The 12597-nt window shown below is 66.8% G+C and carries 13 protein-coding genes; 4 read left to right on the forward strand and 9 right to left on the reverse strand.

Annotation, left to right across the window (positions count from 1 at the left end; translation table 11 throughout):
- The first annotated feature begins 112 nt into the window (after nucleotides 1-112).
- The 3 genes from TQ29_RS15135 to TQ29_RS15145 all read left to right on the forward strand — a co-directional run bounded on the left by TQ29_RS15135 (nucleotide 113) and on the right by TQ29_RS15145 (nucleotide 2946).
- Entirely contained in the window at nucleotides 113-1072 is a 960-nt protein-coding gene (locus TQ29_RS15135) for an L-malyl-CoA/beta-methylmalyl-CoA lyase (protein ID WP_054539835.1), read from the forward strand.
- Nucleotides 1073-1213: 141 nt separating this feature from the next.
- On the forward strand, nucleotides 1214-1630 hold the full coding sequence (locus TQ29_RS15140; protein ID WP_054539836.1) for a Spy/CpxP family protein refolding chaperone: 417 nt from the start codon (nucleotides 1214-1216) through the stop codon (nucleotides 1628-1630).
- A 356-nt stretch (nucleotides 1631-1986) separates the two neighbouring features.
- A complete protein-coding gene (locus TQ29_RS15145) occupies nucleotides 1987-2946 on the forward strand; it encodes an acetyl-CoA carboxylase carboxyltransferase subunit alpha (protein WP_054539837.1) in 960 nt (319 codons plus the stop codon).
- A 66-nt stretch (nucleotides 2947-3012) separates the two neighbouring features.
- On the opposite strand, the gene TQ29_RS15150 is transcribed toward TQ29_RS15145, so the two are convergent.
- From TQ29_RS15150 to TQ29_RS15165, 4 genes are read right to left on the reverse strand one after another with little or no spacing between them, the layout of a single operon-like run.
- The gene (locus TQ29_RS15150) at nucleotides 3013-3618 is read right to left on the reverse strand and encodes a pyridoxamine 5'-phosphate oxidase family protein (protein ID WP_054539838.1); all 606 of its coding nucleotides are present in this window, start codon (nucleotides 3616-3618) and stop codon (nucleotides 3013-3015) included.
- Between the two features lies 1 nt (nucleotide 3619).
- Nucleotides 3620-4354, reverse strand: coding sequence for a 1-acyl-sn-glycerol-3-phosphate acyltransferase (locus TQ29_RS15155; protein ID WP_054539839.1), 735 nt, complete (start codon nucleotides 4352-4354; stop codon nucleotides 3620-3622).
- Nucleotides 4354-5259: an ABC transporter permease gene (locus TQ29_RS15160; protein WP_157445606.1), complete on the reverse strand. Its 906-nt coding sequence runs from the start codon at nucleotides 5257-5259 to the stop codon at nucleotides 4354-4356. The genes TQ29_RS15155 and TQ29_RS15160 overlap by 1 nt, the downstream gene beginning before the upstream one ends.
- Nucleotides 5256-5933 (reverse strand): cell division ATP-binding protein FtsE, encoded by a 678-nt coding sequence (locus TQ29_RS15165; RefSeq protein ID WP_054539840.1) that lies wholly within the window; start codon nucleotides 5931-5933, stop codon nucleotides 5256-5258. Before TQ29_RS15165 ends, TQ29_RS15160 begins: the two co-directional genes overlap by 4 nt.
- Nucleotides 5934-6091: 158 nt before the next feature.
- Between TQ29_RS15165 and TQ29_RS15170 the strand changes: the two genes are divergently transcribed.
- Nucleotides 6092-7009, forward strand: a complete 918-nt coding sequence (locus tag TQ29_RS15170) for a zinc-ribbon domain-containing protein (protein ID WP_054539841.1) — start codon at nucleotides 6092-6094, stop codon at nucleotides 7007-7009.
- 15 nt (nucleotides 7010-7024) lie between these two features.
- On the opposite strand, the gene TQ29_RS15175 is transcribed toward TQ29_RS15170, so the two are convergent.
- From TQ29_RS15175 to argH, 5 genes are read right to left on the reverse strand one after another with little or no spacing between them, the layout of a single operon-like run.
- Nucleotides 7025-9538, reverse strand: a complete 2514-nt coding sequence (locus tag TQ29_RS15175) for a TIGR02302 family protein (protein WP_054539842.1) — start codon at nucleotides 9536-9538, stop codon at nucleotides 7025-7027.
- 36 nt (nucleotides 9539-9574) lie between these two features.
- Nucleotides 9575-10840 carry a diaminopimelate decarboxylase gene (lysA, locus tag TQ29_RS15180; RefSeq protein WP_054539843.1) on the reverse strand — a complete coding sequence of 422 codons (1266 nt, stop codon included), beginning with the start codon at nucleotides 10838-10840 and terminating at the stop codon, nucleotides 9575-9577.
- Nucleotides 10840-11013: an argininosuccinate lyase gene (locus TQ29_RS20755; RefSeq protein ID WP_157445607.1), complete on the reverse strand. Its 174-nt coding sequence runs from the start codon at nucleotides 11011-11013 to the stop codon at nucleotides 10840-10842. The genes lysA and TQ29_RS20755 overlap by 1 nt, the downstream gene beginning before the upstream one ends.
- Before the next feature lie 8 nt (nucleotides 11014-11021).
- A complete protein-coding gene (locus TQ29_RS20965) occupies nucleotides 11022-11192 on the reverse strand; it encodes a hypothetical protein (RefSeq protein ID WP_173585968.1) in 171 nt (56 codons plus the stop codon).
- Nucleotides 11189-12580 (reverse strand): argininosuccinate lyase, encoded by a 1392-nt coding sequence (argH, locus tag TQ29_RS15185; protein ID WP_054539844.1) that lies wholly within the window; start codon nucleotides 12578-12580, stop codon nucleotides 11189-11191. The genes TQ29_RS20965 and argH overlap by 4 nt, the downstream gene beginning before the upstream one ends.
- Nucleotides 12581-12597: the final 17 nt, after the last annotated feature.

Here is a 12597-nt window from a genome sequence, read left to right on the forward strand (position 1 = left end):
GCCGCATCGCAGCGCCCGTTCTGCGCCAGCAAAAGACAGGTTGAAGAGGTCCGTGCAATATTCTACCAAATACCAAACCATATACGAAACATCGTTACCGAAAGGCACGCCCATGAGCTTTCGCATTCAGCCCAGCCCCCCGGCCCGCCCCAACCGCTGCCAGCTGTTCGGCCCCGGCTCGCGCCCCGCGATTTTCGAAAAGATGGCCGGCAGCGCGGCCGATGTGATCAACCTCGATCTGGAAGACAGCGTGGCGCCCGACGACAAGCCGCAGGCCCGCAAGAACATCATCGAGGCGATCGGCGATGTGGATTGGGGCAACAAATACCTGTCGGTCCGTATCAACGGCCTGGATACGCCCTTCTGGTACCGCGATGTCGTCGATCTGCTGGAGCAGGCAGGCGACCGGCTGGATCAGATCATGATCCCCAAGGTGGGCTGCGCGGCGGATGTTTACGCGGTGGATGCGCTGGTCACCGCGATTGAGGCCGCCAGGGGCCGCGCCAAACCGATCAGCTTCGAGGTGATCATCGAAAGCGCCGCCGGCATCGCCCATGTCGAGGAGATTGCCGCCGCCTCGCCCCGGCTTCAGGCCATGAGCCTCGGCGCCGCCGATTTCGCCGCCTCGATGGGGATGCAGACCACCGGCATCGGCGGCACGCAGGAAAACTACTACATGCTGCACGAGGGCGCCAGGCATTGGTCGGACCCGTGGCACTGGGCGCAGGCCGCCATCGTCGCCGCCTGCCGCACCCATGGCGTGCTGCCGGTCGACGGCCCGTTCGGCGATTTCAGCGACGATGAGGGTTTTCGTGCCCAGGCCCGCCGCTCGGCCACGCTGGGCATGGTCGGCAAATGGGCGATCCACCCCAAGCAGATCGCCCTTGCCAACGCGGTGTTCACCCCCTCCGAGGCACAGGTGCTTGAAGCGCGCGAGATTCTGGCCGCGATGGAACAGGCCAAGGCCAATGGCGAAGGCGCCACCGTCTACAAGGGCCGCCTGGTGGACATCGCCAGCATCAAGCAGGCCGAGGTGATCGTGCGCCAGTCCGAAATGATCGGCGGGGCCTGAGCAAACATCTGTGGGGCTGCGGGGCGGGGCCGTTTGGCCCCGCTTTGCGTTGATCCGGGCTGTCTTGATTTCGATCAAGGCGCAAACATTCCCACACTGGAATGTTTGCCTTGATCTCTTTCAGCCCAAACCGGAGCCCTCATGAAAAAGCTTCTTCTGTCCGCCGCCGTTGTTCTGGCCTGCGCCACCGCCGTCGGCGCCCAGCAGAACCGGCGCAGCGAGCTGTCGCTGCCCATTGTCGCCTTCACCCCGCTGGTGGCGAAGAATGCCGATGCTCTCGGGCTGAACGACGCCCAGCGCGCCGATGTGAAGGCCTGGCTGGGAACCATGCCCGCCCAGCGCAAGGCACTGGAAGCACAGGCGACAGAAGCCCGCGCGAAACTGCGCGCGGCGATCATCTCCGGCGCCCCGGTCGAAGAGCGTCAGGCTCTGGCCGAAGAGGTCGGCGCCAATGAAACCAGGCTGGTGATGATGCGGTCGAACTGCACCGATCACTGGCGCAGCGTGCTGACCGCGGACCAGTTCGAAACGTTGCTGAACCTCGCGAAGGCGCAGTAACGGCAGGCGCCCCGGCCATTCCTGCACCCCGGCCGGGGCGCCAACCGGTACCTTGTTCGATCGGCCGCCACCGGCCTGGTCAGCGAAACGACAGGGGCCTTTTCACCGGACCATTCAGATATATCTCAAGGCTGGTGTTCCCGTGGCCACCTTGCGCCGGCCTGGCTGCGACAGGCCCCCTCCGATCCGCGCACAAGGACCGGAACCGGGGGCGTCCGCGCGCCCGTCAAACGCTCGTCATGATCCTCGATATCCGGCACGAACCGCAGTTCCAAATCCGTTGCCGGGCCATTCAGCCCGTGTTGCAAATCGCCTGTTCCAAGGTCATATAACGCGCGAGCATAGCGGAGACCGGCATGAATTACCTCGAATTCGAAAAACCTCTGGCCGAAATCGAAGGCAAGGCCGAAGAGTTGCGCGCGCTGGCCGCCGCGAACAAGGAGATGGACGTCGAGCAAGAGGCCGCCGGGCTCGACAGAAAGGCCGCCGACCTGCTGCGCGACCTCTACCAGAACCTGTCGCCCTGGCGCAAATGTCAGGTCGCCCGCCACGCCGACCGCCCCCACTGCAAGGATTACATCGAGGCGCTGTTCACCGAATACACACCCCTGGCCGGTGATCGGAACTTCGCCGACGATCACGCGGTGATGGGCGGGCTGGCCCGGCTGGATGATCGCCCGGTGATGGTCATCGGCCAGGAAAAGGGGTTCGACACCAAAACCCGGATCGAACGCAACTTCGGCATGGCCCGCCCCGAAGGCTATCGCAAGGCGATCCGCCTGATGGATATGGCAGACCGGTTCAACCTGCCCGTGGTCACGCTGGTCGACACCCCCGGCGCCTATCCCGGCAAGGGCGCCGAGGAACGCGGCCAGTCCGAGGCGATCGCGCGCAGCACCCAGAAATGCCTCGAAATCGGCGTGCCGCTGGTCTCGGTCGTCATCGGCGAGGGCGGCTCGGGCGGGGCGGTGGCCTTCGCCACGGCCAACCGTCTGGCGATGCTGGAACATTCGGTCTATTCGGTGATTTCCCCCGAGGGCTGCGCAAGCATCCTGTGGAAAGACGCCGAAAAGATGCGCGAAGCGGCCGAAGCGCTGCGCCTGACGGCACAGGATCTCAAAAAGCTCGGCGTGATCGACAGGATCATCCCGGAACCGCTGGGCGGCGCCCAGCGTGACCGCGACGCCGCGATCACTTCGGTCGGGCGCGCGATCTCGGACATGCTGAAAGAGCTTGACGGCAAGGACCGCAAGGCGCTGATCACCGACCGCCGCAAAAAATTCCTCGGCATGGGCACCAAGGGGCTGGCGGCCTGAGCGCTCGCCCGCTTCATCTTTCCGAAAATATCCCCGCCGGAGGCATGAAACTCTCTGCTCCGGCCCCTACCACATCGAGGTCGCTGCCCGCCCCGGCCATTCCGCGTCATAGGCCGCGCCGTCGATCTCGCCTTCGGTCATCTCGGTCAGGATGTCGCCGGGCGTGGGCAGGCCCGCGCTCTGATCACCCGCCGTCCACAGCCCCGCCCGCATCACCGCGCGGGCGCATTGGGTGTAGATCTCGGCGATGCGGATCACGATCACGCTGCGCGGCACCTTGCCATCCCGCCCGAACCGCGCGCGCAGCCCCTCGTCCAGCGTCAGCTTCGCGGTTCCATTCACCCGCACCACCGTGTTCAATCCCGGCACCATGAACATCAGCGACACGCGCCCGTCCGCCACGATGTTGCGCAGGCTGTCGATCCGGTTGTTGCCGCGCCAGTCGGGCAGGGCCAGCGTCTGCGGGTCCAGTTCGGCCACGACCGGGCGGTCGTCGCCGCGGGGCGAGCCGTCGGTGCCCTCCGGCCCCACGGTGCTCAGCACACAAAACCGCGAGGCCATGATCCAGCGGCGATACTGCGGCGTCATCCGCCGCGCGACCTTGCGCAGGGCCGGCTGCCCCGGCGCGCCGTAAAGCGCCTGCAACGCCTCGAGCGACGTGACATATTCCATTTCAGCCCTCCTTGCGGAACCCCGCCTCGGCCATCAGCGCATCCGACGCCTCCTCGACCGTTTCCCTCAGCGATGCCATGAATTCGGCGGTCGGCCTGCCCGCCGGGATGCGCGGCAGAAACTCCACCACCGCCAGCCCCGGCTTGCGGTAGATCCCCGTGCGCGGCCAGAACACCCCGACATTGGTGGCCGCCGGCACGCAATCCTGCCCGAGCTGGGCGTAGAGAACACCGGCACCGATCTTGAAAGGCTTGTCCACCCCCGGCGCCACCCGTGTGCCCTGCGGATAGATGATCAGCTGCCCCGGCACCTCGCGCCCCTTGTGAACATCATCCACCATCTTCTGAATCGCCAGCCCGCGCTGGCCACGGTCGACCGCGACACAGCCGATGCGCTGCGCGTACCATCCCAGGATCGGCGCCCAGCGCAGCGACTGCTTCATGATGAACTTCGGGCGCGGCACCACCGAAACGATCATGATGATGTCGAAGAAAGACTGATGCTTGGCCGCGATCAGCACCTCGTCCCGCGGCACCTCGCCCCGGACTTCGGAGCGCAGCCCGATCATCCAGCGCGCGGTCCAGCGCACCCAGTTGCAATAGGTATGAACAGCCCGGAACGCCCAGGGACGCGAGGCCAGCGCGAAAGGCGTGAAGACAATCCCGAAGACCAGCATCATCAGATACATCTGCCCGACGAATATCAGCGACCGGAACCAGCGCCAGGCGTGGGCCATCATGTCACCTCGCCCAATGTGCGGAAGGCCGCAGCGCGGGTCGCCCAGAAGGCGACGATCCCCGCCAGGGGCGGGATCAGCAGCGGCAACAGCCAGCCCGCCCCCTGAAACCCCAGCCCGGTCAGGAACCCGCCCGCGGTATCGGCCCCCGGCAGCAGCGCGACCGCCAGCATGGCGAGCGCCGTGCCCGCCGCCGCGCCCTGCAGCGCCCGGCCGGTAAAGCGCCGCACGAAGGCCCGCGCGATATAGACATCCCGCGCCCCGACAAGCCGCAGCACCTGAATCACCTTCGCATTCGCCGCCAGCGCCGCATTGGCCGACAGCGTGATCATCGCCGCCGTTGTCATCCCGATCAGAACGATCGAGACAAGCCCCAGAAGCCGCAGCCTGTCGGCCGCCCGCACCAGCGGCCGGCGCCAGCGGGCGTGATCGTCCAGCACCGCGCCCGGCGCTTCGGCCGACAGGCGCAGGCGCAGCCCCTCGGCGTCATAGCCCTTGCCGGTCTCGCGCAACTCCACCAGCTGCGGCAGCGGCAGGCTGTCGATCGGAAGGTCGGGGCCGAACCAGGGCGCCAGCAGATCGCGCTGCTCCTGCACGCTCAGCACCCGTGCGCCGACAACGCCGGGTGTGGTGCGCAACACTTCGATCACCGCGTCGGTCTGGGCCTGCATCTGGCCTTCGGGGGCGGAAATGCGCACCGTCGCGGTACGCGCCAGCGCCTCCGACCAGCGGTCGGCCAGCCGCCCGGTGGCCAGCGACAGCGCCAGCGCGAACACCGCCAGAAACCCCATCGCAGCAGAGGTGAACAGCGTCAGCCGCACGGTGAACCCGGTGGGTGGCACCACCCGGTCGGCCTGCCCGTCGCCCAGCAGGAACGATCTGAGGCGGATCAGCGCGGGGCTCACAGATCGGCCCCCGCAAGCTGGATCCGCCGGTCCTTGATCCGCAGCACCCGCGCGGAGACCTGCGCCTTGGCGGCCCGGATCAGGTTCAGATCATGGGTGGCGATCAGAATTGTCTTGCCCATGCGGTTCAGCTCCACCAGCAATTGCAGCAACCGCAGCGACATGTCCCAGTCCACGTTCCCGGTCGGCTCGTCGGCCAGGATGACCTCGGGCGACATGATCACGGCGCGGGCCAGCGCGGCGCGCTGCCTCTCGCCGCCCGAAAGCTCGGGCGGGCGCGACGCGGCCTGACGCGCCAGCCCGACCCAGGATAAAAGCTCTATCAGGTTGTCCGCCTCGGCCCCGGTATCCTGCCCGGCGACGGTCAGCGGCAGCAACACGTTTTCCGCCAGCGGCAGGTGATCCAGAAACTGGCAATCCTGATGAACCACGCCGATGCGGCGCCGGGCATGGGCCACGTCATCGCGGCTCATCGCGCCGACGTCGCGCCCGAACAGTTGCACATGCCCCGCACTTGGCATCAGTTCACCATAGCACAGTTTCAGAAAGGTCGATTTCCCGGCACCCGAGGGCCCCGTCAGAAAATGGAACGAGCCCGGCATCAGCGTCAGCGATATCCCTGACAGAAGCTCGCCGCCACCGTAGCTATGGGCCACCTTGTCCAGCTCGATCACACGCCTCTCCGATCCCTGATGACAGTGTTTTGCCCGACACAGCATGAGGTTTCAATCGGGCGAAGACGCAAATGCTTTGAATTTCTGAACCGAGTGGTACAACATGCAGGAAATTGATTAAATGGTGTGGTGCGTCTTCCACGCGCTCAGAGGACGAGATGCGACTGATCTGCCCGAATTGCGATGCCCAGTACGAGGTTGACGACGCTGTCATCCCGGAAAACGGTCGCGATGTGCAATGCTCGAGCTGCGGCCACACCTGGTTTCAACCCGGCGCCTTCACCCCCGACGAAGATCCGGAGCCGGCCTATACCGAAGAGGTTCAGCCGCCGGAACAGGACGTGTTTCCGCAAGAGCCGGCGGAAGCCGACACCGCGATCATCGAGACCATGGAGGAGGAGGAGTTCTTTCAGTTTCCGGATCACGATCAAGACGACGAGGACGAACCGGAAGAGGAAGAAGACAGCCCCCCTCAGCATGCAGGCGATGCGCCCGCCTCGACAGTGCTGGACGAGTCCGTTCTGGACGTTCTGCGCGAAGAGGCCGAGCGCGAAACCCGGGCACGGCGGGCCGAGGCGCAGCGCGAGACACTGGAAAGCCAGCCCGACCTGGGCCTGGAGGCCGGCGCCGCCGCCGGGGCGGGCGGCTTTCGCAGCGGCCTGCAGGAGCGGATGGCGCGGCTGCGCGGCGTCCCGCCCGATCCTCAGCCCCACACGACCAGCGCGGGCCCGCGGCGCGACCTTCTGCCCGATATCGAGGAAATCAATTCCACCCTGCGCGCCACATCGGACAATCTGGATCAGGGGCGGGTTCCCGACGGTCCCGTGCTGGAGAATACCGAGCTGCCGCGCCGGCGCGGCGGATTCGGCTTTGGCTTCGGGTTTGTGATGCTGGTCGCCGCGCTGGTCGTCGCGCTCTATGTGTTCGCCCCGACAATCTCGGCTGTATTCCCGCCGGCCGAACCAATGATGGCAGCCTATGTCACGACGGCGGACGAGCTGCGCACCGCCATAAATTCCTGGACAAGCGGCACGGTGCAGAAACTCACGGCGGCGCTGAACGGGCTGACAGGCTGACCGCGGCAGCGGCCTTCAGAACCGGTCCAGCAGCCGCTTGAGATAGTCCAGCTCCGCCTCGGGACGCTGCTGATCGGCCGAGCGGCGGCGGATTTCATCCAGAAGCTCGCGCGCGCGGCCATAGATATCGGCGCCCTGCAGCATATCCTCCTGCGATCCGATCTGCCCCTGCGCGCCGCGATCACGCCCCAGCGGGTCACGCTGCTGATCGGCGTTGGCCCGGCCCATCGCCTCGCCCTGGTCGCCCTGCTGGTTTTGCTGCTGCTGGGCCAGCGCCTCGCCCAGGTTGCGCATTCCGTCGCGCAGCGCATCGATGGCCTCGGCCTGATCGTCGAGCGCGCCGGCCAGATCATCACCGCGCAGCGCGTCTTCGGCGCGGTCCATCGCACGCCCGGCGCGGTCCAGCGCATCGCGCGCGGCCTGCCCTTCGGCACCGCCGACGCCGGGAAGGTTCTGCTGTAGCCGGTTCAGCTCGTCGCGCAGCGTCTGCTGCCGCTCGGCAAGGCTTTGGCCCGGCTGCTGACCACCCTGGCCATCCTGCGCCTGACCTTCTCCCTGGCCCTGCTGCCCCTCGCCTTCGCCCTGCTCACCCTGCTGGCCGTTCTGATTGAACTGCTCCTGCAGATCGCGGAACGCCTCGTCCGACAACCCCTGCTGGTCACGCAGGGTCTGGGCCAGACCATCCATCGCCTGCTGCCCGGGGCTTTGCTGGCCACCGGGCCCCTGGGTGACCTGCATGTTCTCCATCATCTGGCGCAACTGTTCTAGAAGCTGCTGCGCCTCGGCCATGCGGCCCTGCTCCATCAGTTCCTGCAAACGGTCGAGCATCTGCTGCAACTGATCGCCGGTAATCTCGCGTGTGTCCTGGTTTTCTGCCTGCTGCTGGCCATCCTGCTGCGATTGTTCGGCAAGCTGGCGCATGTAGTCCTGCATCGCCTCGCGCATTTCCTGCATCAGATCGGCGATTTCCTCGTCGCTGGCGCCGTTGCGCATCGCCTCCGAAAGCCGGTCCTGCGCCCGGCGCAACCGTTCCAGCGCGTCCGACAGATCGCCTTCCTCGACCAGCACCGCGATGTCCCACAGCGCCTGCGCCACCTCGTCGCGCGCCTCGGGGGTCAGACCATCGGCCACCCCCGCCTCCAGCCGCCGGATCGCCACCCGCAGCCGCAGATAGGCCGAACTGTCGCGGAACACCTCTTCGGGCTGAAAGCTGACCGCGCGCAGGATCGACGCGGCGCGGGCACCGTTCGCGCGCGTCCACAGCAGATCGCGCCGCTGTTCGATGATCGCCTTGGCCAGCGGGTCGAAAAAGCGGCGGCCGGGCAGCGTGGTCGCCAGAGCCTCGGACCGGCCGGGCTGGCCCTGCGCGTCCTCGACACTCAGAACGATGCTGACCGGCAGGCCCACCCAAGGATGCTGCGACAGGTTTTCGACGATCATCTCGTCAAAGGACTGGCGATCGCCGCTGATCGGCATCGGCAGGTCCAGCACCAGAGCGTCGCGCGGTTCGGGCGCGGCCGTCAAGCCATGCCGGCGGTCCACCGCTTCCAGGTTCAGCGTGATCGTCGCCAGCCCCGAGACCACGCCGTAGTCATCCGAGGCGGTGAAGGGCTGGTTCATCTCGCCATCGGCCTTGCGCTGCATCTCGCCGCTGAAGGCGACGATCGGCGGTGTGTCGGGCGACAGAAGTATATCCCAGCCGCGCCCGCCCGGCCCCTCTATGGCGATCCGGCCGGCCCGCGTTATGTCAAAGCTTGGCCCCATGCCATCGCTGGCCGCATCCTGCCCCGACACGGTTTCGCGCAGCGCCAGCGCGCCGACCTCGCCGTAAAACCGCAGGGTCACGCGGCTGCCCTCGGGCACGGCAAGTTCGCCGGCGGGAATGTCGTTCAGATAAAGCGTTGGTTTCGCGGTATAGGCCGGGGGCTCCACCCAGCCTTCCCATGCCGGGCCGGAGGCCAGCGCGGCCTCGGGCCCACCGGGCCGCACCGCCACATCCGCCACCCGCCAGAGCGAGCCGAAGATCACCGACGTTATGAACAGCGTCGCCGCCACATAGCGCAGCCCGAACCGGTCAAGGCCCGAGACACGCAGATCGGGCCGCACCGCGCGCGCCTGCTTCACCCGCTCGGCCATCCGCGCCAGATGCGCGCGCCACACGGCCTCGGATCCGGCATCGCCGCCGCCAATCGCCTGATGATCGCCCAGCGCGGTGATTGGCCGGCCGGGCAGGGTCTGGTCGAGCCGGGCCAGCGCCTCGGCGGAGGACGGCCAGCGGAACCGCCGCACACCGGCAACCAGCGCCCAGAGCGCCGCCGCCGCGCCAAGGCCAAGCCCGGCCCAAAGCGCCTCGGCCGGCAGATGATCCTGCACCCCGAAGGCCAGCGCCGCCAGGATCAGCAAAAGCACCGTCGACAGTGGCCAGAACGCGCGCGTCGCACGCTCGGCCACCATGCCCATGCGCGTCAGGCGCATCGGGCGGGCCAGGGATTTCAGCGCGGCATCAGCGGTGCGGGGTGTCTGGGTCATGCTCCGATCCGGGGCCCGGCGCCGCGGAACTGCGGGTCAGAGCCATTCCGGGATGGTATCGCGGTTTATCATCTCGTCAAAGGTCGGACGCGCACGAATGACAGCGAATTGATCCCCCTGCACCAGAACCTCGGGGATCAGCGGGCGGCTGTTGTATTCCGACGCCATGACCGCCCCGTAAGCCCCCGCAGAGCGGAAGGCGACCAGATCGCCGGGGGCAACCTGGGGCATAAGCCGTTGTTTGGCAAAAGTATCACCGGATTCGCAGACCGGGCCCACGATATCATAGGCTGCCTGTTCGGCCCCGGCGGCAGGCTCGATCACCGGCATGATGTCATGATAGGCGCCATACATCGCCGGGCGGATGAGATCATTCATCGCAGCGTCGAGAATCAGGAAATCGCGCCCCTCGCCCGATTTCAGGTAGATCACCTCGGAAACGAGAATCCCGGCGTTGCCGGCGATCAGGCGGCCCGGCTCGATCTCGATCTCGCAATCCAGATCGCCCAGAACCTGCCGCACCATCGCGCCGTATTCCACCGGCAGCGGCGGCGCGCTGTTGGACCGTTCATAGGGAATGCCCAGCCCGCCGCCCAGATCAAGCCGACGGATATCATGGCCGTCGTCGCGCAGCACACGGGTCAGCTCCGCCACCCGCCGGTAGGCCAGCGCGAAGGGGTCCAGATCGGTCAGCTGGCTGCCGATATGCACGTCGATGCCCACCACCTCCAGCCCCGGCAGGGCGGCGGCCTCGGCGAACACCTCGCGCGCCCGGGCGATAGGGATGCCGAACTTGTTTTCCGATTTGCCGGTGGAGATCTTCTCATGCGTCCTGGCATCCACATCCGGGTTCACACGGATGGTCACCGGCGCGACCTTGCCCAGCGAAAGCGCCACCGCGTTCAGCGCCAGCATCTCGGGCTCGGATTCCAGGTTGAACTGGCGGATGCCGCCGGTCAGCGCGGCGCGCATCTCTTCGCGGGTCTTGCCGACGCCGGAAAACACGATGCGCTCGCCCGGAAAGCCGGCGGCGATCGCGCGGGCATATTCACCGCCCGACACCACATCGACCCCCGCGCCCAGCCCCGCCATCAGCCGCAGGACCGCCTGATTTGAGTTGGCCTTCATTGCGTAGCAGACCAGATGATCCATCCCCTCCAGCGCCTCGTCAAACAGGCGAAAATGCCGGGTCAGCGTGGCCGTTGAATAGCAATAGAACGGCGTTCCGACCACTTCGGCGATCTGCGTCACGGGCACGTCTTCGGCATGCAGGATGCCATTGCGGTAAAGGAAATGATCCATCAGTCGATCGCCTTCGAACAAAGGAAAAGGTTAAGCGGCCCGCCGCAGGCGCGACCGGTGACACCCACCTCGGCCGTGCCCGAAATCGTGATCCCCGGCGCGGGCCTCTCATCCGCGGACGGCACATGATCGCCACAGGCGCCCAGCGTCAGCGCACACAGAAGGGTGCGCACCGTGGCCCTCACAGCCCCACACGCACAGCGACATTGCCGCTGTCCACGCCGACCGACGTGCTGGACCGGATGCCATCCGTGCCGATGCGGATGCCCGTGTTCACCGACGGTTTCACCGGCGGGCCGTCGGCGCCGCAGGCGGCCAGGGCCAGCGCGGCGAGCAATGCGAAAAACCTCATCCCAACACCTCTTTCCAGCGGGCGATCTGCGCGCGCACCTGATCGGGCGCCGTGCCACCATAGCTGACCCGGCTGGCAACGGAATTGCGCACCCCCAGCACCTCGAACACGTCGGCGGTGATCTGTCCATGCACGCCCTGCATGTCTTCCAGCGTCAGTTCCGGCAGATCGCAGCCGCGCGCCTCGGCCAGAGCGACCAGCGCACCGGTCACGTGATGCGCCTCGCGGAAAGGCATGTTCAGCGCGCGCACCAGCCAGTCGGCAAGATCCGTGGCGGTGGAAAAGCCGCTGGCGGCGGCGGCCTCCAGCGCGGGCACGTTGGCGGCCATGTCGCGCACCATTCCTTCCATCGCGGCCAGCGCCAGCATCAGCGTGTCGGCCGCGTCGAAGACCTGTTCCTTGTCTTCCTGCATGTCCTTGGAATAGGCCAGCGGCAGGCCCTTCATGATAGTGAAGAGCGCCACCATCGCCCCCATGATCCGCCCGATCTTGGCGCGGATCAGCTCGGCCGCGTCCGGGTTCTTCTTTTGCGGCATGATCGACGAGCCGGTGGAAAACCGGTCCGACAGGGTCACGAACCGGAACTGGGCCGAGGACCAGATCACCAGCTCTTCGGAAAAGCGCGACAGGTGCATGGCACAGATCGACGCGGCCGAAAGGAATTCCAGCGCGAAATCGCGATCCGAGACCGCATCGAGGCTGTTGGCGGCAGGCCGGTCGAACCCCAGCGCCTGTGCCGTCATGTGCCGGTCGATGGGAAAGGAGGTGCCGGCCAGCGCCGCCGCGCCCAGGGGCGATTCATTCATCCGCGCGCGGGCATCGCGAAAGCGCGACATGTCGCGGCCGAACATCTCGACATAGGCCATCATGTGATGGCCCCATGTCACCGGCTGCGCGGTCTGCAGATGGGTGAAGCCCGGCATCACCCAGTCAGCGCCCGCCTCCGCCTGGGCGAGCAACGCGCGGATCAGCGCCTCCAGCCCCTGGATGGCGGCATCCGCCTGATCGCGCACCCAGAGCTTGAAATCGGTCGCCACCTGATCATTCCGGCTGCGCCCGGTGTGCAGCCGCCCCGCCGGATCGCCGATGAGCTCCTTCAGCCGGGCCTCCACATTCATGTGGATGTCTTCCAGCGCGGTCGCAAACGCGAATTCCCCGGCCTCGATCTCTGACAAGACCGTGAGCAGCCCTTCCCGGATCGCGTTTGCATCGCTATCGGTAATGATGCCCGTTGCCGCCAACATGGCGGCATGGGCGCGGGAGCCCTGAATGTCTTGTGCGGCCAGCCGCTTGTCGAACCCGATCGAGGCGTTGATCGCCTCCATGATCGCGTCCGGTCCGGCGGCGAAGCGGCCGCCCCACATGGCATTCGAGCTGTCTTTGGTCATGCGATACCCTCGGAGGG

The sequence above is a fragment of the Actibacterium sp. EMB200-NS6 genome (assembly GCF_001305615.1).
GTDB lineage: Bacteria > Pseudomonadota > Alphaproteobacteria > Rhodobacterales > Rhodobacteraceae > Actibacterium_A > Actibacterium_A naphthalenivorans.

Coding starts and splice junctions, on each gene's coding strand:
- TQ29_RS15140 (WP_054539836.1), top strand. CDS start 1,214: ATGAAAAAGCTTCTTCTGTCCGCCGCCGTTGTTCTGGCCTGCGCCACC.
- TQ29_RS15175 (WP_054539842.1), bottom strand. CDS start 9,538: ATGACCCAGACACCCCGCACCGCTGATGCCGCGCTGAAATCCCTGGCC.
- TQ29_RS15135 (WP_054539835.1), top strand. CDS start 113: ATGAGCTTTCGCATTCAGCCCAGCCCCCCGGCCCGCCCCAACCGCTGC.
- TQ29_RS15150 (WP_054539838.1), bottom strand. CDS start 3,618: ATGGAATATGTCACGTCGCTCGAGGCGTTGCAGGCGCTTTACGGCGCG.
- TQ29_RS15170 (WP_054539841.1), top strand. CDS start 6,092: ATGCGACTGATCTGCCCGAATTGCGATGCCCAGTACGAGGTTGACGAC.
- TQ29_RS15155 (WP_054539839.1), bottom strand. CDS start 4,354: ATGGCCCACGCCTGGCGCTGGTTCCGGTCGCTGATATTCGTCGGGCAG.
- argH (WP_054539844.1), bottom strand. CDS start 12,580: ATGACCAAAGACAGCTCGAATGCCATGTGGGGCGGCCGCTTCGCCGCC.
- TQ29_RS15145 (WP_054539837.1), top strand. CDS start 1,987: ATGAATTACCTCGAATTCGAAAAACCTCTGGCCGAAATCGAAGGCAAG.
- TQ29_RS20965 (WP_173585968.1), bottom strand. CDS start 11,192: ATGAGGTTTTTCGCATTGCTCGCCGCGCTGGCCCTGGCCGCCTGCGGC.
- lysA (WP_054539843.1), bottom strand. CDS start 10,840: ATGGATCATTTCCTTTACCGCAATGGCATCCTGCATGCCGAAGACGTG.